The organism is Bifidobacterium tissieri (assembly GCF_002259645.1).
Taxonomy (GTDB): domain Bacteria; phylum Actinomycetota; class Actinomycetes; order Actinomycetales; family Bifidobacteriaceae; genus Galliscardovia; species Galliscardovia tissieri.
Map to the genome: position 1 here is coordinate 42,310 of NZ_MWWV01000018.1, position 22,817 is coordinate 65,126.

At 61.5% G+C, this 22,817-nt stretch carries 18 protein-coding genes and 1 other RNA gene; 14 read left to right on the forward strand and 5 right to left on the reverse strand.

The genetic code is table 11. From position 1 onward, the window contains the following. Positions 1-163 precede the first annotated feature (163 nt). Positions 164-835, reverse strand: a complete 672-nt coding sequence (gene deoC, locus BTIS_RS10015; protein ID WP_094665067.1) for a deoxyribose-phosphate aldolase — start codon at positions 833-835, stop codon at positions 164-166. 214 nt (positions 836-1,049) lie between these two features. On the opposite strand from deoC, the gene miaB reads away from it, so the two are divergent. From miaB to BTIS_RS10060, 9 genes are all read left to right on the forward strand, one after another. Further along, positions 1,050-2,519: a tRNA (N6-isopentenyl adenosine(37)-C2)-methylthiotransferase MiaB gene (miaB, locus tag BTIS_RS10020; protein ID WP_094665069.1), complete on the forward strand. Its 1,470-nt coding sequence runs from the start codon at positions 1,050-1,052 to the stop codon at positions 2,517-2,519. Further along, positions 2,503-3,540, forward strand: coding sequence for a tRNA (adenosine(37)-N6)-dimethylallyltransferase MiaA (miaA, locus tag BTIS_RS10025; protein ID WP_169713087.1), 1,038 nt, complete (start codon positions 2,503-2,505; stop codon positions 3,538-3,540). The genes miaB and miaA overlap by 17 nt, the downstream gene beginning before the upstream one ends. 105 nt (positions 3,541-3,645) lie before the next feature. Then, on the forward strand, positions 3,646-6,465 hold the full coding sequence (locus tag BTIS_RS10030; protein WP_094665071.1) for an FtsK/SpoIIIE family DNA translocase: 2,820 nt from the start codon (positions 3,646-3,648) through the stop codon (positions 6,463-6,465). Between the two features lie 136 nt (positions 6,466-6,601). Further along, positions 6,602-7,285 (forward strand): CDP-diacylglycerol--glycerol-3-phosphate 3-phosphatidyltransferase, encoded by a 684-nt coding sequence (gene pgsA / locus BTIS_RS10035; protein WP_094665073.1) that lies wholly within the window; start codon positions 6,602-6,604, stop codon positions 7,283-7,285. Further along, positions 7,282-7,821, forward strand: coding sequence for a CinA family protein (locus BTIS_RS10040; RefSeq protein ID WP_094665075.1), 540 nt, complete (start codon positions 7,282-7,284; stop codon positions 7,819-7,821). The genes pgsA and BTIS_RS10040 overlap by 4 nt, the downstream gene beginning before the upstream one ends. 209 nt (positions 7,822-8,030) lie before the next feature. Beyond that, entirely contained in the window at positions 8,031-8,528 is a 498-nt protein-coding gene (locus BTIS_RS10045) for a helix-turn-helix domain-containing protein (protein ID WP_094665197.1), read from the forward strand. 11 nt (positions 8,529-8,539) lie between these two features. Beyond that, the gene (locus tag BTIS_RS10050) at positions 8,540-8,779 is read left to right on the forward strand and encodes a DUF3046 domain-containing protein (RefSeq protein WP_094665077.1); all 240 of its coding nucleotides are present in this window, start codon (positions 8,540-8,542) and stop codon (positions 8,777-8,779) included. Between the two features lie 241 nt (positions 8,780-9,020). Beyond that, positions 9,021-10,187: a recombinase RecA gene (gene recA / locus BTIS_RS10055; RefSeq protein ID WP_094665079.1), complete on the forward strand. Its 1,167-nt coding sequence runs from the start codon at positions 9,021-9,023 to the stop codon at positions 10,185-10,187. A gap of 1 nt (position 10,188) precedes the next feature. Beyond that, on the forward strand, positions 10,189-10,884 hold the full coding sequence (locus BTIS_RS10060) for a regulatory protein RecX (protein ID WP_158216895.1): 696 nt from the start codon (positions 10,189-10,191) through the stop codon (positions 10,882-10,884). 238 nt (positions 10,885-11,122) lie between these two features. On the opposite strand, the gene rnpB is transcribed toward BTIS_RS10060, so the two are convergent. Then, an RNA gene (rnpB, locus tag BTIS_RS10065) (RNase P RNA component class A) lies at positions 11,123-11,478 on the reverse strand. Positions 11,479-11,677: 199 nt separating this feature from the next. On the opposite strand from rnpB, the gene hpf reads away from it, so the two are divergent. The 4 genes from hpf (at position 11,678) to BTIS_RS10085 (ending at position 18,011) form a co-directional block, all read left to right on the forward strand. After that, positions 11,678-12,343, forward strand: coding sequence for a ribosome hibernation-promoting factor, HPF/YfiA family (gene hpf, locus BTIS_RS10070; RefSeq protein ID WP_094665083.1), 666 nt, complete (start codon positions 11,678-11,680; stop codon positions 12,341-12,343). A gap of 201 nt (positions 12,344-12,544) precedes the next feature. Continuing rightward, on the forward strand, positions 12,545-15,487 hold the full coding sequence (gene secA / locus BTIS_RS10075; protein WP_094665085.1) for a preprotein translocase subunit SecA: 2,943 nt from the start codon (positions 12,545-12,547) through the stop codon (positions 15,485-15,487). 220 nt (positions 15,488-15,707) lie between these two features. Further along, positions 15,708-16,766 carry an anthranilate phosphoribosyltransferase gene (trpD, locus tag BTIS_RS10080; RefSeq protein ID WP_094665087.1) on the forward strand — a complete coding sequence of 353 codons (1,059 nt, stop codon included), beginning with the start codon at positions 15,708-15,710 and terminating at the stop codon, positions 16,764-16,766. A gap of 294 nt (positions 16,767-17,060) precedes the next feature. After that, positions 17,061-18,011, forward strand: a complete 951-nt coding sequence (locus BTIS_RS10085) for an ROK family glucokinase (RefSeq protein ID WP_094665089.1) — start codon at positions 17,061-17,063, stop codon at positions 18,009-18,011. A gap of 86 nt (positions 18,012-18,097) precedes the next feature. Here BTIS_RS10085 and BTIS_RS10090 read toward each other — a convergent pair whose 3' ends face one another. Then, positions 18,098-18,640, reverse strand: a complete 543-nt coding sequence (locus tag BTIS_RS10090) for a hypothetical protein (protein WP_094665091.1) — start codon at positions 18,638-18,640, stop codon at positions 18,098-18,100. A gap of 50 nt (positions 18,641-18,690) precedes the next feature. Between BTIS_RS10090 and BTIS_RS10095 the strand changes: the two genes are divergently transcribed. Then, positions 18,691-19,380, forward strand: coding sequence for a lysophospholipid acyltransferase family protein (locus BTIS_RS10095; RefSeq protein WP_094665093.1), 690 nt, complete (start codon positions 18,691-18,693; stop codon positions 19,378-19,380). Between the two features lie 128 nt (positions 19,381-19,508). Here BTIS_RS10095 and BTIS_RS10100 read toward each other — a convergent pair whose 3' ends face one another. Further along, positions 19,509-21,533 carry a protein kinase domain-containing protein gene (locus BTIS_RS10100; protein ID WP_094665095.1) on the reverse strand — a complete coding sequence of 675 codons (2,025 nt, stop codon included), beginning with the start codon at positions 21,531-21,533 and terminating at the stop codon, positions 19,509-19,511. Positions 21,534-21,583: 50 nt separating this feature from the next. After that, positions 21,584-22,723: a polyprenyl synthetase family protein gene (locus tag BTIS_RS10105; RefSeq protein ID WP_245819416.1), complete on the reverse strand. Its 1,140-nt coding sequence runs from the start codon at positions 22,721-22,723 to the stop codon at positions 21,584-21,586. Positions 22,724-22,817: the final 94 nt, after the last annotated feature.

Consider the following 22,817-nt stretch of genomic DNA (forward strand, 5'->3'; position numbering starts at 1 on the left):
TTCCTTCGTCGTTGAAGGTCGCATGGTGATTGATGGTTGGTGATGTTGATTCCGTCGATGGTGTCGTCCGGCTCCGGGTCGCGGTTGGGTCCCGTGCCGGACGACTGATGATGGTGACCGGCGTATTGACTACGACGCATCGGCCATGATGTGGTCTTTTCGACTACTGACGGGCCGCTTCCTCGAGGATGGCCACGGATGCGGAGACGCCGAGTCGGGTGGCGCCGGCCTCGATCATGGCGTAGGCGTCGGCCAGGTTGTGGATGCCGCCGGCGGCCTTCACGCCGAAGTCGGGGCCTACGGCCTCGCGCATCAGCTTGACGTCGGGGGCGGTGGCACCGGCGGTGGAGAAGCCGGTGGAGGTCTTGACGAAGTCGGCGCCACCCTGCACGGTGAGCTTGCTGGCGCGGATCTTCTCGTCGTCGGTGAGCAGCGCGGTCTCGATGATCACCTTGAGCAGCTTGCCCTTGGCATGGGTGGCTTCGGCCACGGCGGTGATGTCGGCGAGCACCACGTCATCATGCCCGGCCTTGAGCTCGCCGATGTTGATGACCATGTCGATCTCGTCGGCACCCTTGTCGATGGCGTCGTTGGTCTCGAACACCTTGGTCTCGGTGGTGTTGGCGCCCAGAGGGAAGCCGATGACGGTGCAGGTGGCGATGTCAGTGCCGGCGAGCGCGGCGTGCACGCGGGGAATCCAGTAGGGGTTGATGCAGACGGATGCGGTGTTGTACTTGATGGCCTCGGCCACGACCTTGTCGATCATGTCCTCGGTGGCGTTTGCCTTGAGCAGTGTGTGGTCCATGTACTTGGCGAGCTGGGACTGGGTGAGCATTTCTGGTGTTCCTTCCCTGTGTGATTCCGCCTTCGTTGGCGGGTTTACCGTTTTATCATATCACCGTTTTTTACATACGTCCACCTAAAATAGTGCACATATGTTCATTTTATGATGGGGAAACACATGAACCGACGTCCGGCGGCGAATGACGGCATGATGCCCCGATCCGTCATTCCATGCCGCTCCAAGTCAGTCGGTAGGATGGGTCGTTATGAATGAGGACATGATGACGATCGAGGAACGAAACCCCCTGCCGGCAGCCGCGCTCACGGGAACGGACGACGGGGCGATCTCCAAGGCCCGAGGCAAGGGCGTATATTATGTGCACACACTTGGATGCCAGATGAACGTCCACGATTCCGAACGCATCGCCGGAGTCCTGGAATCCGACGGCTACGTGCAGGCCACGGACGAACAGGTGCAGGCCAAGGACGTCGATCTGATCGTACTCAACACATGCGCGGTGCGCGAGAACGCCACCGAACGCATGTACGGCACCATCGGCCTTTGGGCCAAGCTGAAACGCCGGCGGCCGCATATGCAGATCGCCGTTGGCGGGTGCATGGCCCAGAAGGACCGCGAGCGCATCACCAGTCGAGCCCCCTGGGTCGATGCGGTCTTCGGCACCAAGAACATCGGATCACTGCCCAAGCTGCTGGACGATGCGCGCGCCGCAGGCCATTCTCAGGTGGAGATCTCCCAGGACCTCGAATACTTCCCCAGTCAGCTGCCCACATCCCGCGCATCCAGGATCTCCTCATGGGTGTCGATCTCCGTGGGATGCAACAACACCTGCACGTTCTGCATCGTGCCCGCGGTGCGCGGCAAGGAACGCGACCGCCGCCCTGGCGACGTCCTCGAGGAGATCCAGCGCTGCGTCAGCGAAGGGGCCAAGGAGGTGACGCTCCTCGGACAGAACGTCAACTCATACGGGTATTCCATGGGCGACCGCATGGCCTTCTCCAAACTGCTGCGCGCCTGCGGCACGATCGACGGTTTGGAACGTGTGCGCTTCACCTCGCCACACCCCGCCGCCTTCACCGACGACGTGATCGAGGCCATGGCCGAAACCCCCAACGTCATGCATCAGCTGCACATGCCCCTGCAGTCCGGTTCCGATCGCATCCTGCGCGCCATGCGTCGGTCCTACCGTTCGGCCAGGTTCATGGACATCCTCGGACGTGTCCGTGCGGCCATGCCGGATGCCCAGATCAGCACCGACATCATCGTCGGATTCCCGGGGGAGACCGACGAGGACTTCGAACAGACCATGCGCGTAGTCGAACAGGCCAGATTCTCCTCCGCCTTCACCTTCGAATACTCGCCTCGCCCGGGCACTCCCGCCGCGGTGATGGAACAGGTGCCCCACGAGGTGGTCCGCGAGCGTTATGACAGACTGCATGCGCTGCAGGAGAGGCTTACCGTCGAGAACATGAAGGGATTCGAAGGACGCGACGTCGAGGTGATGGTCGCCGCCACCCAGGGACGACGGGACGAAACGACCCATCGCGTCACCGGACGCGAGCGCACTGGCGTGCTCACCCATATCGGCATCCCCGAGGGCGGGCCCATCCCGCAGGTCGGCGACTTCGTCACCGCAACGGTCACGCGCGCCGCCGACCACTACATCATTGCCGATCCCGATCCGAAGGCAGGGCAGACCTATGCCGTCCGTCACTGATTCCGGCATCGAGCCCCGATCGACGGCACCGCGGTCCGTCTCCATGCGAGTGGTCTCCATCATCGGTCCCACCGCATCCGGCAAGACAGGACTGGCCATCGCGCTCGCCAAGGCGCTCGCGGATCGCGGGCAGCACGCGGAGATCGTGAACGCCGACGCCTATCAGATGTACCGGGGCATGGATATCGGCACGGCCAAGGCGTCGGCCGAGGAGCAGGCCGCGGTTCCGCATCATCTGCTCGACATCATCGAACCGGATGACACCATGACCGTGGCGCGTTTTCAGGCACTGGCACGTGAATGCATCCACGATCTGCTGTCCCGTGGAATCCGTCCGATCCTCGTCGGCGGTTCCGGCCTGTACGCACGGGCCGCGATCGATGACATCTCCTTCCCGGGAACCGATCCCGAGGTACGTGCGAGGCTGGAGCGGCGGGCCGAGGAGGAGGGGCCGGGCCGGTTGTTCGAGGAGCTGGCGGCCAAGGATCCCGAGGCTGCATCCCGAATGGATGCCCATAACGTACGCCGTACCATCCGCGCGTTGGAGGTCATCGAGATCACCGGCCGGCCATTTTCCGCGAGCCTGCCGAGATATCGGTATGTCATTCCCACCGTGCAGATCGGTCTTGACCTGCCGCGGAAGGAACTGGACCGCCGTATCGCCGAACGCACGATCGCCATGCGTGATCAGGGCTTCCTCGCCGAGGCGGAACGGCTGCGTGACCATCTCGGTCCCACCGCCGCCAGGGCTCTGGGCTACCAGCAGATGATCGATGTGCTCGACGGGCTCATCGACGAGAACGAGGCGTTTGCGGATATCGCGCAGAAAACCCGCCGCCTCGCCCGCAAGCAGATGGGATGGTTCGGTCGGGACCCGCGCATCCACTGGTTGCAGGCGCTCAATCCCGCCCTGCTGGACAATGCCATGGGTATCGTCCAGCACGCCGATGCCGGTGATTACGATGCGATCGACGCGCAGGCGGACGAGTACGTGCAGCATCATCTCGGCGATATCGACTAACGTCCTTATTGCCGGCCGCGGTTGCCTCGGGAACGGCCGAATGATGTGAATATCATGGGCAGCGGCCAACTGTTTCCTGACTGGACGGTATTATCGGGCAGTGCTATGGCACAGAAATCATCTCCACGCTCGACTACGAGCCGAACCACGAGTTCACGCAGGACATCGTCGAATGGGGGAGGCCGTCAGGGACGGCAACCCTTGTCTGCCGGCCCCGAGTCGGCGTGGCACCGCACCATGCTGTTTTTCGGTCTGTTGGTGGCCGCGGTGCTGTTCTGCGCCAGTGAATGGTTCCGTGTCAATGGTTCGATCGGCCGGTTCCTGCACGCCATCGCGGCCACGTTGTTCGGTATGATGAGCGTACTGCTGCCGGTGATACTGCTGTATGCCGCACTCTGCGTTGTCAGCTCCACGCTACGGTCTCTTAACAAGCCGCGAGTACTGGCGGGTCTGGGTCTGCTGCTGTGGTCGGTGTGTTCCATCATCGACGCCGTTCGCATCGGTAACGTTCACGGGTTCGATCTGGCCATGGTGCAGGGCTCCGGAGGTGTTCTTGGGTTCGCGTTCGGCTCCCCGCTGACCTGGGGATTGTCCAAGGCGTTCTCCGTCATTCTGTTCGTCATCGTGGGACTGCTGTCGTTGCTGCTGATCACCGGCATCACCATGACCGATATCTCCTCATACGGGCATAGTCTTCGACTTCGTATGGAGGATGAACACGACAGAAAGGCCGCTGACGAATCGTCCGGCAAATCCGATCGGAAAGATCGGGGAACCGATACCCCGGCCGCTGCCAATGAAGAAACGCTGGTGCTTGCCGACGGCGTTCCCACCCATGACGAACCGGCGAAGTCCGAAAACCGTTCCGACGGTTCATCATGGAAGACATGGTGGCGACGTCTGTTCTCAGGCACTTTGGGAGCCAAGGACGATGACGGCAAGCTTGATTCGTATGCCGCCGACACCGCATTCGACAAGGCCGCACGTTCCCACGGCGACAGCGCCGAAACGACCGTGGAGTCCGTTGATGGACTCCCGGCGCACGCGCCACGATCCGTATCCTCCGCCGGCGGTCCCGCCGCGCATCCGGAGCCGGAGACCCGTGCCATGGGTGTCGACCCGTGGGCCACAGCCATACTTGATCCGGTCGCGACGGGGGAGGAGGGGCCATCCGGCACCACTGTGCTCAGTCAGGGATCGCCCATCGTCTCCGCACCCGCCGCGGATCCCGTCATCTCGGGGACGACGTCAGACGAGATGCCGCGGCCAGTCGCCGCTCCGGCGGCCAATGCGGATGCCGTCCCGGGAGCCGCGCCTGCGACAGCCGCTGCCGGTCCCGCATCCGCAACCCCGGCGGGGACAGACGCAAAACCCGTGCCCACCGACGGCTATGAGTACCATCTTCCCGATCTCGAACTGCTTGCCCATGGCAAGCCGCACGCGGCACGCACCCCGGCCAATGACAAGGTGATCGCCGCGCTGCGCTCCACCTTCCAGCAGTTCAAGGTCGACGCCAAGGTCGTGGGATTCCTGCGTGGTCCCTCGGTCACCCAGTACGAGGTCGAACTCGGCCCCGGCGTCAAGGTGGAGAAGGTCACCAATCTTCGACGGAACATCGCCTATGCGGTGGCGAGTTCCGACGTACGTATCCTGTCACCGATCCCAGGCAAGTCGGCCATCGGCATCGAGATCCCGAACGTCGATCGCGAGATCGTGCATCTGGGCGACGTGCTCAGAAGCGACGAGGCCATCCGTGACCATAACCCCATGCTCGCCGGCGTGGGCAAGGACGTGGAGGGACGATTCGTCACCGCCGATCTGACCAAGATGCCGCATCTGCTCGTGGCCGGTGCCACCGGTTCGGGAAAGTCCAGCTTCATCAACTCCATGCTTACCTCCATCGTCATGCGTGCCACCCCGGAACAGGTGCGTCTGATCATGGTCGACCCCAAGCGCGTGGAACTGTCCGCCTATGCCGGAATCCCGCATCTGCTCACTCCCATCATCACCGATCCGAAGAAGGCCGCGCAGGCGTTGGAGTGGGTGGTCAAGGAGATGGATTCCCGATACGACGATCTGCAGTATTTCGGATTCCGTCACATCAAGGACTTCAACGAGGCCGTGCGCGCGGGCAAGGTGCATGCGCCCGAGGGCTCCAATCGCAAGATCGCCCCTTACCCGTACATTCTCGTGGTCGTTGACGAGATGGCCGATCTCATGATGGTGGCGAAGAACGACGTGGAAAGCTCGATCCAGCGCATCACGCAGCTTGCACGAGCCGCCGGCGTACATCTGGTGCTGGCGACGCAGCGCCCGTCCGTTGACGTGGTCACCGGTCTCATCAAGGCGAACATTCCCTCGCGTCTGGCCTTCGCCACCTCCTCGGCCACCGATTCCAGGGTCATCCTCGACACCACGGGTGCCGAAAGCCTCATCGGCCAGGGTGACGCCCTGTTCCTGCCGATGGGCGAGGCCAAGCCGAAGCGTGTGCAGGGATCGTGGGTCTCGGAATCCGAGATCCGCGCGGCGGTGGATTTCGTACGCACCCAGCGCAAGCCCAAGTATCGCGAGGATATCGAGCAGATGGCCAAGGAGGCGGAGAAGAGCGGTCTCGAACCGGACGAGGACATCGGCGACGATATGGAGGTGTTGCTGCAGGCGGCCGAACTGGTGGTCACCTCCCAGTTCGGATCGACATCCATGCTGCAGCGCAAGCTTCGCGTCGGATTCGCCAAGGCCGGACGGCTCATGGATCTTCTGGAATCACGAGGAGTGGTGGGCCCCTCCGAGGGCTCGAAGGCGCGTCAGGTGCTCGTCCAGCCGCAGGATCTTCCACAGGTATTGGCGTTCATCCGTGGGGAGACCTCGTCGATCACGCCCTCGCAGCCGCAATCCGAGGGCGGTGCCAACCCAGCAGGGGAATGACGGGGCGAGAACGATCGCCGTATGCGTTTCCCCGAGGCGGGGCGGCATACCATGCGCTACCCTAGGGAATCGCAGATAAGCTTTTCGGTTGATGATCCGCGAACATCTGCCATGCAAGCGGATCGAGGAGTGAACGATGTCAGACAAGAACAACGCGTCGCAGAAGGCAAAGAATCCCCTGTTGGTGGGGTGGAACACGCCGGCGAATCTCGTCACCTACGCCCGCATCGTGCTCGTCATCGCCTACATTGTGCTGACCGTGCTGGCAGGCCCTCTGGGGCGTGACGATCTGACGTTGCGATGGGTGGCGGCGGTGCTGTTCATCGTGGCGGCGAGCACCGACAAGATCGACGGCTATCTTGCCAGGTCTCGCAACGAGGTCACCGAACTGGGCAAGCTCATGGACCCCATCGCCGACAAGCTGCTCATGTGCTCCGCGTTAATTGTGCTATCCGTGTTCGCCGAGTTTCCGCTGGCATGGCTCATCACGGCGCTCTTCCTAATCAGGGAGATCGGCATCACCGTCATGCGTTTCTTCATCATCGACACCGGCGGCAAGGTGATCGCTGCTGCCTGGCCGGGCAAACTCAAGACCGTGTTCCAGTCCGTGGCGCTGTCGTTCTACATGGTGCCCATGTGGTCGCTGTCCGGCACAGGCGCCGGTGCCGATGGCGTGTTTACCGGCTGGGTCCGTTGGTACTATCTGCTTGCCTACGCGCTGCTCGTCGTCGCCTTGGTGCTGTGCCTCTACTCGGGATACGAATATCTCAAGGGCGCGCTCGTCAAGCCGAAGTCATCCAGTGCCGGGGACGCGCGATGAGCCCCGATTCCGAAGCTCGGGAGCGAAGGGACGACCTCGCGGCGCAAGCATTACGCATCTGCGAAGAACGGTCCCTGTTCATCGCAGCAGCCGAATCGCTGACCGGCGGTCTGCTCGCCGACGCGTTCGTCCGAATCCCCGGCGCATCCAAGGTGTTCCTCGGCTCCGCGGTCACTTACGATATTCACGCCAAGGCAGGTATTCTTGGCGTGGACTCGGGTCTGCTGGAGCGCGAAGGCGCGGTTCATCCGCAGGTGGCCATGCAGATGGCCCGTGATACGGCGAAGCTGTATACCACGCTTCCCGAATATCGTGATCGGGTGGTCGGGCTTGCCACTACAGGCGTCGCCGGTCCGGGGCCAGACGGCGACAAGCCGGCCGGGCTGGTCTACATTGGACTGAGTCTGCCATGTGATGGGCGTTCGGGGGAAAGCACCGTGGAAGCACGCGAGTTGCATCTTTCCGGTACGCGAGGGCAGGTGCGTCTGCGTACGGTCGAGGCGGTTCTCGAACGGTTGAACGAATTGCTTGGCTGATTCGTCAATCGTCCGTCGGATGGTATCAGATGTTGCCGTGATCGAATGTGGGTAGCGCATTGGTCCTGTGAAGTGAATCACATTTGATACCGAAAGCGGAATATCCCGTCCTGCCATCGGTTGTGCTAGATAGAGAATTTCGAGAAAACGGGTTGGACAAAGGAGTGGATATGACGACTACGGCAACACGCTACGACAACGAAATCAAGATGCGTTCCGCGGAACGTTCCGCGGTCGCCGTTCCGGATGGCAAGGCCATGGCAAAGAATCTCACGCCGGCGCAGAAGCGTGCCGTCGCTTTCGCGCAGCAGCAGATTCTGCGTGCCCGTGCGGCCAAGAAGGCTAAGGACGACCGTCAGGCGGCACTCAGCCGCATGTGGGCCAATGCCGATCGCGAGGACGGTATGGCGGACAAGGCCAATGACGCGGAACGCGCTCGTGTTGTGGCGAATGGTGACGGGCAGATCTCGCTGCGCAAGGTCATCGGCGAGGTGCTGCGTTCACTGCGCACCAAGGACCACAAGACGCTGCGCGAGGTGAGCGGCAAGGCCGGTGTCTCCCTCGGCTACCTTTCCGAAGTGGAACGCGGACAGAAGGAAGCCAGCTCCGAACTGCTGGTGTCGATCACCCAGGCTCTCGGTGTGCGGCTGAGCGACATGCTGGTGATGGTCGCCGACCGCGTTCGCGAGGTGGAATCCCGCAGCTAGGCTTATTCGGCATGAAGGAACGTGAATTCTGGCAATTGGTGGATGAGGTCTTCGGCCATTCCTACGGCCGAAGCCTGTCCCGTGATCAAAGTCTGACGGCGCTTGACGCGATGACGCCGGTCGAGGCATTGGAGGCCGGTGTGCAGCCACGCGTGGTGTGGAATGTGCTGTGCGATCAGATGGATGTTCCGGACTCTCGCAGATGGGGGAAGGGTCATAACGCACCGCCGATGCCGGCCGGTAGTTTCTGATGCCATGGTTTTGTGCGTGTTTTTTGTGTTGTTTCGGAGTGTCGTACAACTTCGAACAAATGTTCGGCTATAGTCAGAGGTAGCTATCGAACATGCGGATGCACTCTGGCCTTGATTTGGATATCATCAATGTCGTCATGGATGGAGGGGGTTCCGTTTGTTCACATCATCGGAGCGGCTGGCGTTTTCGACGTCGCCGTGCGTACGGTGAAAACGTCGGAAACGTTGCAAGGAGACACTGATGGCACAGCAGACTAAGAAGGATTCGGCCGATCAGCTGGCTGCACGGAGGCAGGCGGCTCTGGATACGGCACTGGCACAGGTGGAGAAGAGTTTCGGTAAGGGCTCGGCCATGCGCTTGGGCGACAAGCCCATTCAGAACGTTGAGGTCATTCCCACCGGATCGTTGGCCTTGGACCTGGCTCTGGGCATCGGAGGTCTGCCGAAGGGCAGAATCGTGGAGGTCTATGGCCCCGAGTCATCGGGCAAGACCACGTTGGCGTTGCATGTGGTGGCCAATGCGCAGAAGAACGGCGGTGTGGCGGCGTTCATCGATGCCGAGCATGCACTTGATCCTGAATATGCCCGCAAACTTGGCGTCGATACCGATGCGCTGATCGTCTCCCAGCCGGACAATGGCGAGCAGGCGTTGGAGATCGCCGATATGCTGATCCGTTCCGGTGCCCTTGATGTCATCGTCATCGATTCCGTGGCGGCATTGGTGCCCAAGGCCGAGATCGAGGGCGATATGGGCGACAGCCATGTGGGTCTGCAGGCAAGGCTGATGAGTCAGGCGCTGCGCAAGATGACCGGAGCCCTGGCGCAGGCGGGAACCACCGCGATCTTCATCAACCAGCTCCGTGAGAAGATTGGCGTGTTCTTCGGATCCCCCGAGACCACCACCGGTGGTAAGGCGCTGAAGTTCTATGCGTCGGTGCGTTTGGACATCAGGCGTATCCAGACGATCAAGGTCGGCGACGATGCGGTCGGCAATCGCACCAAAGTCAAGGTCGTCAAGAACAAGATGGCACCGCCGTTCAAGTCCGCGGAATTCGACGTGCTGTACGGCGAGGGCATTTCCCGCGAAGGCTCCGTGCTGGACATGGCTCTGCAGAGCGGCATCGTCAAGAAATCCGGTTCCTGGTTCACCTATGACGAGGACCAGCTCGGTCAGGGCAGGGAGAAGGTCCGCCAGTTCCTCAAGGACAACCCGGGACTTACCGACGAGATCGAGCACAAGGTCAAGGTGTCGTTTGGTGTGGAGCAGCCGGATGAACGTGATGCTCAGCCGTCGGATGCCGACGACGAGAATCAGGCTTCCGGCAAGGCCCCCGATGGTCCGGCCGCCCAAGGTCAGGGAGCCCCCGATACCAAGCCCGCAGCTTCTAAGTCCGCTGCAAAGGCTTGATGTGATCTCCGCAGAGGATTTTCTTCGTTCGAATCCCGTCCGTATTCAAGCTGCCGATTCTGCTGAGCTCGCCGCGTCTGTCATTGACGGATCGGAGGCCGTTTCCGACGTGGATTCCGGCCACGGACATCTCGTTCGTGGTCGGGGGCGGAAAAGGACCGCACCCCGACGCGGCGGATTCGGCTCCCGCGGCAATCTCGGAGAAGGGCCGGAAAATCCGCATGATGCCGATGCATGCCGTGAGGCCGCGTTATGCCTGCTCGACGCGGCCCCGCGCTCGTCGGGAGAGATGTTCGAACGGCTCGAGCGCAAAGGATACGCAGGGTCGACCATTGCCGACGTGGTGAATGGGCTGATCCGATCCGGTCTGATTGACGACGAACAGTATGCGCGGTCCATGGTTAGGTACTGTCTGTCCCGCCATCTTGGGGAGCGAGGGACGGTACGTGAAATGATGGGTCGGGGAGTGGCCCGGTCGCTCGCATCCCGGGTGGCGTCCGAGGCCGCCGAGGACGGCGAGTTCGTGGAGTCGGCGTACGAGCTTGGGCGTGTCGTGGCGCGTCGCACTCAAGGCATGGAACGCGAGAAACGACTGCGACGACTATGGTCGGCCGGAAGCAGAAAGGGTCATGATCCGAGTCTGATCCGTCAGGTCGCGGCCGATCTGTTCCGTGCCGGTGACGATGACGACATGTGACGCGTAGAGCGCATGGAAATCATAGGGTTGTTACGCGGGGTGTGGTTGTTACGTGGAGTGGTCGGCAGATACCGCATGGCAGGTGTCGGCCACCCCGCGTGTCTATTGCATGATTGCCTGAATTGCTTGATGATATTCACGTCTTGACGGTGCTCATGCCCATACTCGGGATCGTGCAACTCAGGATCGTGTACGTCATATGCGGTCAAATACATGCCGATCGCAAGCGGGGGAAGAAAAAATGAGACCTCCGATACCCCGGGTTCTGTCACGTGAACCAGTCACGCGGATGGCCATCCATCTCGACTTGACGTCGCCGTCAAGCTCTAGCAGCCTACCCGAAGACACGAGCGAGCAGCTCTTATCGCCTTCTGCTTGGCCTTGCTCCCGATGAGGCTTGCCATGCGGCCCCTGTTACCAGCGGCCCGGTGGTCTCTTACACCGCCGTTTCACCCTTACCGGCCTAGGCCGGCGGTCTGTTCTCTGTTGCGCTATCTCTCAGGTCACCCTGGGCGGACGTTATCCGCCATCGTGCTCTATGGAGCCCGGAAGTTCCTCAACGGCTTATGCCGTCGCGGCCATCAGGAGGTCTCGGCGGACAAGCATACCATGTGCCTCGACATCCCATGCCCATATCAGACGAGTTGGGGAGAATCCATAAAAAGAAACGATGATATTCGTTGCGCGGATTTCCGACAAAAGCATGAATTGTCGGTTAAGATGAAAGCAACCTTTCGCGAAGATGCTGTTAGGTGTCCACAGCGGCTTCGGCCGCTCGATAAAGGAGGTTCACATGGAAATCGTCGTTACCGGACGTCACACGCAGATCAAGCAGCGGTTCCGTGATGTCGTAGAGAGCAAGATGAATCGTGTGACCGCAATCGCTCCCGATGCCCAGCGCGCCCAGGTGGTGGTGACCCATGAGGGCAACCCCCGTCAGGCAGACACCGCCAAGAAGGTCGAGATCACGGTGATCGCCGGCCGTACCGTCGTGCGCGCCGAGGCTTCCAGTGCCGACGAGTTCAGCGCCCTCGATCTGGCTCTGGACAAGCTGACCCTGCGTCTGCGCCGTTCTCGCGATCGTCGTAAGGACCATCGCCGCGGCTACACCAACCCGCAGCCCGTCGACCTTGGCGTCGTCGAGCCGCCCCAGGCCGAAGAGCCCGTCGTCGAAGAGCCGAGCAACAGCCCTGCCGATGCCGTGGCCGGAGATCTGGGCCCGGGCGAATCCGTCGAGGTGCAGGTCGGTGACACGCCGATCGTCATCCGCCGCAAGCTGCACATCGCCGAACCGATGAGCATCGACGAGGCTCTGTACGAGATGGAGCTGATCGGACACGACTTCTTCCTGTTCGTCAACAAGGAGACCGGCCGTCCGTCCGTCGTCTACCACCGTCACGGCTGGAGCTACGGCGTCTTCGAGATCGACACCCCTGAGAACGTCGATAAGGCCAAGTAGAACCTGACCTGTTCTTTCTGAGTACATCAGTACATCAGCGCCCCCGGATTTTTCCAGGGGCGTTTTTTATGCCAACATTGCGTTGTTGATCCGATTAACCGGGAAAATCGCAACAATCGCGTAGTATGGTTGCAGTTTGTGCCCGAATGAATAATATCGGGCCTGACCGCCAACTTACCGTCAAACTTGAGGAGACGACTCGTGGTAGCAGTTCTGGACAAGGTCCTGCGTATAGGCGAAGGACGACAGCTTCGCAAACTCCAGTCAGTGGCGGAAGCGACCAACGCCTTGGAGGATGAGATCTCCTCGCTGTCCGATGACGAACTCAGGGCGCAGACCGCCAAATTCAAGCAGCGTATCGAGAACGGCGAGGATCTCGACAAGATCATGCCGGAGGCGTTCGCCACGGTGCGCGAGGCTTCCAAGCGTACGTTGGGCATGCGTCACTTCGATGTCCAGCTCATGGGCGGCGCGGCCCTGCATTGGGGCAACATCGCTGAGATGAAGACCGGTGAGGGCAAGACCCTGGTGGCCACGTTGCCGAGCTATCTCAACGCGCTCGAGGGCAAGGGCGTGCATGTGGTGACCGTGAACGACTATCTGGCCAGCTATCAGAGCGAGCTGATGGGTCGTGTGTTCCGTTTCCTGGGCATGACCACGGGCTGCATCATCACGGACCAGAAGCCGCCGGAGCGTCGCAAACAGTATGCCGCCGACGTGACGTACGGCACGAACAACGAGTTCGGTTTCGACTACCTGCGTGACAATATGGCGTGGGACAAGGCTGATCTGGTGCAGCGCGAGCATCATTTCGCCATCGTCGACGAGGTTGATTCCATCCTGATCGACGAGGCGCGTACCCCGTTGATCATCTCCGGTCCGGCCGAGGGCGACGTGACGCGCTGGTACCGTCAGTTCGCGAAGCTGGTGCCGAAGCTGACCCGTGACGAGGACTACGAGGTCGACGAGAAGAAGAAGGTCGTCGGCATCCTGGATCCGGGCATCACCAAGGTGGAGGACTATCTCGGCATCGACAACCTGTACGAGCCGAGCAACACGGCGCTGATCGGCTATCTGAACAACGCGATCAAGGCCAAGGAGCTGTTCCTGCGCGACAAGGACTACGTGGTGCAGGGCGGCGAGGTGCTCATCGTCGACGAGCACACGGGCCGTATGCTGCCGGGCCGTCGCTACAACGAGGGTCTGCATCAGGCGATCGAGGCCAAGGAGGGCGTGGAGATCAAGGCGGAGAACCAGACCTTCGCGACGATCACGCTGCAGAACTACTTCCGTATGTACGACAAGCTCGCGGGCATGACCGGTACGGCCGAGACCGAGGCCGCCGAGTTCATGAACACGTACAAGTTGGGCGTGCTGCCGATCCCGACGAACCGTCCGATGATCCGTCAGGACAAGGACGATCTGATCTACCGCACCAAGAAGGAGAAGCTGGCCGCGATCGTCAAGGACGTGGCCAAGCGGCACGCCAAGGGACAGCCGGTGCTGCTGGGCACCGCGTCCGTGGAGTCCTCCGAGGTCGTCTCCTCGCTGCTGGACGTTGCCGGCATCCCGCATCAGGTGCTCAACGCCAAGCAGCATGCGCGCGAGGCCGCTGTCGTGGCCGTGGCCGGTCGCAAGGGCGCGGTGACCGTGGCCACCAACATGGCCGGCCGTGGTACCGACATCATGCTCGGCGGCAACGTCGAGTTCCTCGCCGATCAGGAGCTCAAGAGGCAGGGCTACTCGCCGGAGGACACTCCGGAGGACTATGAGCGTCTGTGGCCCGAGACCCTGGCCGCCGTCAAGGCTCAGGTCAAGGACGAGCACGAGGAGGTCAAGAAGCTCGGCGGCCTGTACGTGCTGGGCACCGAACGTCACGAGTCCCGTCGTATCGACAACCAGCTGCGTGGCCGTTCCGGCCGTCAGGGCGATCCGGGCGAGTCCCGCTTCTACCTGTCGCTTGAGGACAACCTCATGCGTCTGTTCAACACGCAGCTCGTGGCCCGTGTGATGGCCAAGGGCATGCCCACCGGCGAGCCCATCGAGGCCAAGAGCGTGTCCAAGGGCGTGCGCAACGCGCAGAAAGCGGTGGAGTCGCGCAACTTCGAGATCCGCAAGAACGTTCTCAAGTACGACGACGTGATGAACAAGCAGCGCACCGTCGTGTACGCCGAGCGTCAGCTCGTGCTCAAGGGCGAGGACATCAGCAAGGACATCAAGCTGTTCCTGTCCGACACGGTCTCCTCCTACATCAGAGGGGCCGCCCAGGGCAGCGACAAGCCCGCCGACTGGGATCTCAAGGGCCTGTGGAAGGCGCTGGGCCAGATCTACCCGATCGGTCTGGACGTCGAGGACGGCGAGAAGGCCGTCGAGGGCCTCAAGTCCGACAAGGCCATCGAGAAGCTGCACGGCATGATCGTCGAGGACGCCGAGGCCAAGTACGCCGGGCTCGAGAAGATCGCCGGCTCCGACGCCATGCGTCAGCTCGAACGCCGCGTGGTCCTCGCCGTGCTCGACCAGAAGTGGCGCGAGCACCTGTACGAGATGGACTACCTCAAGGACGGCATCGGCCTGCGTGGCATGGGACAGCGCGACCCGCTGACCGAGTACCAGCGCGAGGGCTACCAGATGTACAACTCCATGGTCGAAGGCATCAAGGAGGAGTCCATCCGCCTGCTGTTCCACGTGGACATCCAGCAGTACGCACACGCCGAGAACCCCGACAGCAACGCCGACGAGGATGAGGCCGTCGCCGCAGCCGCCAAGGCCGAAGGAGACGCCGAGGACAAGCCCTCAACCGACGAATTGGAGACCAGCGCCCCCGCCGAGCCGGAAACTGTGGACGAGGACGCCGACGAGGCCGAGGTCGCCGAACCGGAGATTGCCGACGCGGATGAGGCCGAGGAACCTGAGGAGGAACCCACGGTTGCCGAACCGGTCCGTACCGAAATGGGCAGTGTGACCGGTCCCAAGCCGATCAGCCATGCTGATGCCAAGGTTCCTGCTTCCAGAAGGCCGAAGAGCAACGAGGCGCATGCTCCGGAAGCTGATGGACGCACGTTCGAAGGTACGCCGCGTAATGCTCCGTGCCCCTGCGGATCGGGCAAGAAGTACAAGCTCTGCCACGGCAAGAACGAGAAGTGAGTTCAGTGTTCGTGGCAAGGCTGTGATGAGCGCAATGGGTTCGCAGTCAACATAGCCGATAGGGGAGGCTCCGGAAACCGGGGCCTCCCCGTTGTCGTATGATCACAGCTCTTTTCGCATAATGGACTCCTTCATGATGGTGCTAGTGCCCGCAACATGCAGTCGTTACAATGGCAACTGAATTTTTACCAGGCGCGACAAGCGCCAAGGAGGAACAGCCATGTCCGAACCATTCACGTGGAAAGCCATCCTGACCAAGCTCGTCGGGGGCGAGCATCTGAGCGCCGAGGAAAGTGAGTGGTACGTCGATGACCTCATGAAGGGACAGGCCAATCCCGCTGCCGTCGGCGCGGTGCTGGCCACTCAGCAGCAGCTCGGACTCACCAGCGAGGAAGTGTCCGGCGCGGCCAAGGCCATGGTGGCTCATGCCGTGCCGCTGAAGGTGCAGGGTGAAACGACCGATATCGTCGGCACCGGTGGCGACGGCGCATCCACGGTGAACCTGTCCACTATGGGTTCCGTGGTGGCAGCGGCCGCTGGTGTGAAAATCGTCAAGCATGGTAACCGCGCGGCGTCGAGCAAGTGCGGTGCGGCAGACTGCCTCGAACAGCTTGGGCTGCCACTGACGCTCGCCCCCGATGCCGTTGGCGAGGTCGCCGATGAGGTTGGAATCACCTTCGCATTCGCCAAGACATTCCATCCGGCCATGCGTTTTGTGGGGCCGATCCGTGCGGCTCTGGGCATTCCCTGCGTGTTCAATGTGCTCGGTCCGCTGACCAACCCCGCCAATCCCAAGCACGTCGCCATTGGTTGCGCGAAGCGTGCCATGAGCCCGATCATGGCACAGGTGTATGCGAACCGCGGACAGGATGGCATGGTGTACACATCCTCCGAGGGGCTGGATGAGATGGCCCCGACCGGACCGGTGAGCGTCTGGGAGATTCGTGATGGCAAGGTCACGGAGACGGAATTCGATCCCACCGTCGAACTCGGGCTCGATCGCATCGTCGTATCCGATCTGCGCGGTGGCGAGCCGGAATACAACGCGCAGGCCATGCGCGATTTTCTGGCGGGTAAGGACGTGCCGTTCCGCACCACCGCGTTGCTGAACGCCGCGTCCGCCATCGTGGCGGACCACAGCCTGCTGCCGAATCCCGAGGGCACTCTTGCGGAACGGTTCAAGGCCGCCTACGATATCGCCGCCGAGGCCGTGGACTCCGGCAAGGCGACGGATCTGCTCGACCGTTGGATCGCCGTCGCCAAGTCCAAGGATGAGTGACTCCTCGCGATCTGCATATGATCTGAACCCGACGTCAGCGCATTCGGGCGCGAATCGTCGGATATCGACATTGGTCCCGTTCCGGATATTCGGAACGGGACTTTTGTTCTCTGTATTGTTGCTCGCGATGTTCCATGCCGGCAATTAATAACCGACCGTTTGGTAGGCGCTTCGGCGTGTCGCTGGAAACGCTGTTATCATGAAACTGTTGTTGAACGTTCTAATTCCTTGCTGTCGAGGAAGACGAATCAGTGATGAGCATCTTCCCGGCACGGCCAACTGATGGAGGTTTACATGTACACGCTCGGCATTGACATCGGTGGAACCAAGATCGCTGGCGCGGTCTGTGACGAGAATGACAAGATTCTCAGCCAGTGGCGTGTTCCCACGCCGACGGATCCCGATGAGATCAACGAATGCATCATCGAGATTTACAACGAGGCGCTCAAGCTGCATGACGAGATCCCGACGATGGGCATTTCCGCCGCCGGCAACGTCAAGGCCGATCGCCGTACGATGAGCTTTTCCGCCAACATCGCCAAGTGGATCGACTATCCGCTGGCGGACCGCATCGAGGAAATGACCGATCATAAGTGCAAGGTGGTCGTGGAGAACGATGCCAACTGCGCCGGTTGGGGCGAGTACATCCTTGGTGCAGGACGTGGCAGCCGCAACATGGTCATGCTGACCGTGGGCACCGGTCTGGGCGGCGCCATCGTCATCAATGGCGAACTGTACCGTGGTTCCTTCGGCATGGCTGCCGAGCTCGGTCATCTTCCCATGGTCTCCGATGGTGATTTCTGCGGATGCGGTCTTCGTGGTTGCGCCGAGCGTTACACCTCCGGAAACGCTCTTGAACGTTTCGCCCGCGCCGGCATCCGCCGCATGCCGCAGAAGGCCGATCGTCTGCTGGAGCTGTGCGGTGGCGATGTGCACGCATTGGAAGGCAAGATGGTCTCCCAGGCCGCTCAGGAAGGCGATGAACTGGCTTTGTACGCCTTCGGCAAGATCGGCGAATGGCTGGGACGTACCATGGCCGCCATCGCTGCGGTGATCGATCCTGACGTCTTCGTCATCGGCGGCGGCGTGGTCTCTGTCGGCGACATTCTGCTCGATCCTGCGCGTTACAACTACGTGCGATTCCTGCAGGCCGCGGCGTACCGTGAGCATGCCCAGATTCTGCCGGCGACCGCCGGTGGCGATGCGGGCATGATCGGTGCCGCCGATCTGGCCCTGCACGTCTGATTCGGATTATGCTGATCCCCGTCGCGGGTCTTTGACAATCGGCTGGTAACGGCCGGTCGCCAAAGACCCGCGATTTTGCATGTCGTCTATACGCGCGCGCCGTCGTCGAACATGTCGGTGCGCGTTTCCGTATGCCCTTTGTGCTGGGCGAACATGCCAGCGGCACCGATAAGCGTCATCACACCGCCCGCGGTTCCCAGCCAAGCGGACAGCGCCGGGATCAGAATGGACGCCGTCAGCGTGATCACACCGATTACCAGTAGCACGACAAACAGCATTGTGGATTTGCGGACCGAGCCGATCGACGGGTTCGGGGGGACGAATGATGAATCGTCATCGTTCAGGACATCGTCGGTGTCCAGCCAGCTGCGGCCTTCGAAATCACGCGGTCCGGCGGCGCGCGCGAACGCCTCCGGCTTGAGGTCGTCGATGCTCAGTTGCGCCTGCTTTTCCGCCTTGCGGGCGGCCTTGTTGAATTTACGGGCCGTGCGTGACCGTTCCACGTCGTGAAGCTCATCCTGATGGGAGGACACGAACTCCTCCCATGCGGCATCGACCCCGTCGGAGCCGTTTGCTGAGCCGTCGCTTGAGGGCGATCGGTTCTCGTTGCTATTCTTGTTGCCAGTCATATGTATAACTGTAGCCGTGAAATAGACGTTTTCGCGGTACGGAGGTCGTTGTGCTGTATTGGTTTTTCGTCAAGGGATTCGGACCCATTGCCCGTCATCGTCTTGGACCAAGCGCCAAGGGCGTGAACAACATTCCCCGCAAGGGCGGCGGCATCATCGCGGCGAATCATCTTGCGGTCATCGATGATGCGCTGATCCCGCTCACCTGCCCGCGCATGGTGCACTTCATGGGCAAGGCCGAGTATTTCGAAGGCAAGGGCATCAAGGGCAAGTTCAAGAAGTGGTGGTTCACTTCCGTCGGCGTGTTCCCCGTGGATCGTTCCGGTGGTTCCAAATCCCTCGGCGCTTTGGAGCATGCCCGGGAGATTCTGGAGGAAGGCCATCTGTTCGGCATTCACATCGAAGGAACCCGCAGCCCCGATGGGCGTCTGTACAAGGGCCATACCGGCGCGGCCAGACTGGCCTTCGAAACGGGATGCCCGATCATTCCCACGGCGATCATCGGATCGCGGGAACTGCAGAAGCCGGGAACGGTGATCCCCGCCAAGGGCACCACACAGGTGATCTATGGTCGTCCGATCCCCGTCACTCGCAACCTCGAAGCGACGCACGACGATCTGCGTGAGCTTACCGACCGCGTGACCCGGGAGATTCAGGCCATGAGCGGTCAGGAGTATGTGAATGAGTACGCCCAGAAGGTGAAGGAGCGTCTCGCCGCCCAGCAGCAGCCCCGGCAGTGACGACACGGTAATGAAAACGTGGCGGGATTCCGATGACGATACGTCGGAATCCCGCCACGCTGTTATCCGCTCGATAGCCGTCTGCACATCGCAACCCGCGATCTATCCATCTATTCAGCAGCGGGGAATCACACGACGGTAAGCGTCACCGTCGTGGCATTGCCCTTCATGTCGCGTAGCCGAACCTGCTGGCCGGGGGCGGGATCCTGCAGACGTACGGTCTGTGTCAGGTCCCCGAGGGGAGCGGTGATCTCCACTTTCAGACCGAGCGCTTCCAGCGTCTGCTTGGCTTCGCTTTCGCTCTTGCCGCGAACATCAGGAATCGTCACCATTTCAGGGCCCTTGGATACGACGATATTGACCGAATCACCCCAATGCATCTGGGTTCCGGCCTTCACCGACGCGGAGATGACCGTGCCCGACTCCACGGTATCGGAATACATCTCCGACGTGGTCACCTTGAGCTTCGCATCGTTCAGCGAGGACAATGCATCCTCCTTGGATTCGCCCACGATATTCGGCATGCTCACCGGCATCGGACCCTTGGACAGTGTCACGGTGATCGGATCCCCATGACGAAGCGTGGTGCCGGGCTGGGGATCGATGCTGAGCAGTGCGCCTTCCGGCACATCAAGCGAATACTGATCCCGCTCCTTATCATGGGTCACATTGTCGAATCCCAGTTGTTGCAATGTGTTCAGTGGCGTTTTGCCATTGTCGCTCGATGCGTCGGTGATGTCCTCGGGAATGGTGGCTTCGCGTACGCCCTTGGAGACGATGATCGTCATCGTGTCGCCGTTGCGTTTACTCACACGATCGCCGACATTGGCCGGATCGGAGGAGATCACGGATCCCTCCGCTACATCGTCACTGTACTGTCCCGTGGTCGTATATGGGATGCCGGCCACCTTCAGGGCGCGCTCGTACTTGGCGAAATCGGCCCCCTTGAGTGAACAGTTCTGCCCGGTCTCGCAGGACACATCGTCCGCAGACGGCACCGTCCAATAGCTACCCGGTCCAAGGAAATACCACCAGGCGTAGCCGCCGCCTATCATGACGGCCAACAGCAGAGCCGCTCCCGACACGATGGCGATCCTCCGCAGATTCCCCTGTCGCGCCTGATGAGTCATAGTCTCGCCATCGGCGGCAGTGGCGTCGACGATTTGCGTCTCCGTCTCATCCGGAGAAGCCTGCGTGGCCGTCTGGCCCATGTCGCTGCCAGTCGTCGAAGCCATGTCCGAGGGAAGTACGCTGGTTGCGGTTTCCCCATTGTTGCGGGTTCGATACGACAGTTCGGCGGGGGAGAGCGTCGTGGTCAGCGCATGCAGCTCCCGTAATGCCGATGCCGCGTCGGCCGGGCGCTCCGCGACCTGTCTCGCCGTCAGATGGGCGATGAAATCGGATATGGACTTTGGCATGCCGGGGTGGTCGGCGGTCAGTCGGGGAATGTCCTCATGCACATGCTTGAACACCATGGTCACCGGGTTGTCGGATGCGAACGGCACCTCGCCGGTCAGCATCTCCCATGCCATGATTCCCACGGAATACAGGTCTCCTTGCGGAAGAGCCTGATTGTTCTCGATCATTTCCGGTGCGAGATAGGCGGCGGTGCCCAGTAGCATGCCGGTGGTGGCAAGCGTCGCCTGGGACGCCGCCTTCGCCAGACCGAAATCCGTGATCTGCACCCGTCCGCGGTCGTTGAGCAGGATGTTCTCCGGCTTGATGTCCCGATGCACCACGCCCACGGCATGCGCGGCGGATAACCCATCCAGAACCTCGCCCACAATGCGCAACGTCTCCCTGACGGTGAAGACCCCCTGCTGGCTCATCTCGTATCGCAGGTTCACGCCATGCACGTATTCCATGACCAGATAGTCGAGTCCTTCGAATTCACCGGTGTCATAGATCTGCACGATGTGCGGATTCGCTATGGCGGCGGCGGAACGTGCCTCCCGTTGGAATCGTTGAACGAACTGATCGCGATGTGGCCCCTGCGCCAGCTGGGTGTGCATGATCTTGATCGCCACCGTGCGGTCCAGACGCACGTCGGTCGCCTCATACACCGTGGCCATGCCGCCTTCGGCGATCTTCCTCGTCACCTGATATCGAGCGTCGAGGACATGCCCCACGGGATTTTCCATCGCTTCGTTCATATTCTCATCCTACGTTCGTGTGAACAGGCCGTTTGGTGCTCCTGCGTCGTTCAGTCACGAATATCCGCGGGAACGAACCGTGCGCACATGACGTGCAGTGATGCCAGTGCGTCGTCGTCCAGATCAAGTGCGCGTCCGGTATCGGCGATGGCGGTCTTCGTCTGCGACCACAGCGACGCGATCCGCTCGCGGGAGCGACGGACCGCAGACGTCTCAGTGAACAAATCGATGACATGCCGCACGACTTCGGCATCGCGTTCCTGGGCGACGAAGCAACGACGGAGATATGCCGCCTGCTCCGGGCTTGCCCCGGACAAAGCGTCGGCCAGCAGTACGGTGCGCTTGCCCTCCCGAATGTCGCCGCCCACGGGCTTGCCCGTCACTTTGGGGTCTGAAACCACGTCGAGCAGATCGTCCGCCAATTGGAATGCCAGACCAAGCGGCATGCCGATCGATTCCGCCGTCGTGGAGGCTGTGCCGCCGTCGACGCCGGCGGCCAGCAGCGCGAGACGGATCGGTGCGATGGTGGTGTAGCTGGCGGTCTTCCAACGGAACACCGCCAATGAGTTGCGGGCAAGATTCTCGGGATCGTCCAACGATAGGTGCTCGGCGGCAAGATCGAGCACCTGCCCGATCTCCACTTCCCGGTGCATGGTGAGGAATCCCGACATGATGCCTTCGTGGTTCGGCAGTTCCACGGCCGCTGCGTTGACAATGTCCACGCTGGCGGTGGCGAGCAGATCGCCCAGCATGATGCCCAGTCCCGATCCGAAGGACGCCGCTGATGCGACGGTCGTGTCGTCGTATCGTTCGGCTGTCATTGAGGCCAGCGCCTTATGGGCGGCCGGCTTGCCCCGACGTACGTCGGCCTCGTCGATGATGTCGTCGTGCACGAGCGCCGCGGTCTGGAACACCTCGATGGCGCACGCCAGATCCAGTGCTCTGCCTCGTGCGTTCGCGTCGGACGAGGTGCCGGTCAGCGCATCGTAGAACGCCATCAGCAGACGTGCCCGTAGCCGCTTGCCTCCTTCGCTCGACACACACGCCTGACGGACGACATCGTCATACAGTCGTCCGCAGTCGAATCCGGACAATGCGTCGTTCATGGGGGAGCAGTGCCGGACGATCAGTTCGCCGATGCGGGACTCGATGTCGTTGCCGGTGATATGCGAAGAAGCCTGAACAGTCATATTAACCAGCCTATCGAACCGGTATTGACAAACGGTGATATTCCGGGCGGGGTTTCCATTCGACCACATTGGCCGCGAATACTAGGCGTGCGCG

Coding starts and splice junctions, on each gene's coding strand:
- deoC (WP_094665067.1), bottom strand. CDS start 835: ATGCTCACCCAGTCCCAGCTCGCCAAGTACATGGACCACACACTGCTC.
- miaB (WP_094665069.1), top strand. CDS start 1,050: ATGAATGAGGACATGATGACGATCGAGGAACGAAACCCCCTGCCGGCA.
- miaA (WP_169713087.1), top strand. CDS start 2,503: ATGCCGTCCGTCACTGATTCCGGCATCGAGCCCCGATCGACGGCACCG.
- BTIS_RS10030 (WP_094665071.1), top strand. CDS start 3,646: ATGGCACAGAAATCATCTCCACGCTCGACTACGAGCCGAACCACGAGT.
- pgsA (WP_094665073.1), top strand. CDS start 6,602: ATGTCAGACAAGAACAACGCGTCGCAGAAGGCAAAGAATCCCCTGTTG.
- BTIS_RS10040 (WP_094665075.1), top strand. CDS start 7,282: ATGAGCCCCGATTCCGAAGCTCGGGAGCGAAGGGACGACCTCGCGGCG.
- BTIS_RS10045 (WP_094665197.1), top strand. CDS start 8,031: ATGCGTTCCGCGGAACGTTCCGCGGTCGCCGTTCCGGATGGCAAGGCC.
- BTIS_RS10050 (WP_094665077.1), top strand. CDS start 8,540: ATGAAGGAACGTGAATTCTGGCAATTGGTGGATGAGGTCTTCGGCCAT.
- recA (WP_094665079.1), top strand. CDS start 9,021: ATGGCACAGCAGACTAAGAAGGATTCGGCCGATCAGCTGGCTGCACGG.
- hpf (WP_094665083.1), top strand. CDS start 11,678: ATGGAAATCGTCGTTACCGGACGTCACACGCAGATCAAGCAGCGGTTC.
- trpD (WP_094665087.1), top strand. CDS start 15,708: ATGTCCGAACCATTCACGTGGAAAGCCATCCTGACCAAGCTCGTCGGG.
- BTIS_RS10085 (WP_094665089.1), top strand. CDS start 17,061: ATGTACACGCTCGGCATTGACATCGGTGGAACCAAGATCGCTGGCGCG.
- BTIS_RS10090 (WP_094665091.1), bottom strand. CDS start 18,640: ATGACTGGCAACAAGAATAGCAACGAGAACCGATCGCCCTCAAGCGAC.
- BTIS_RS10100 (WP_094665095.1), bottom strand. CDS start 21,533: ATGAACGAAGCGATGGAAAATCCCGTGGGGCATGTCCTCGACGCTCGA.
- BTIS_RS10105 (WP_245819416.1), bottom strand. CDS start 22,723: ATGACTGTTCAGGCTTCTTCGCATATCACCGGCAACGACATCGAGTCC.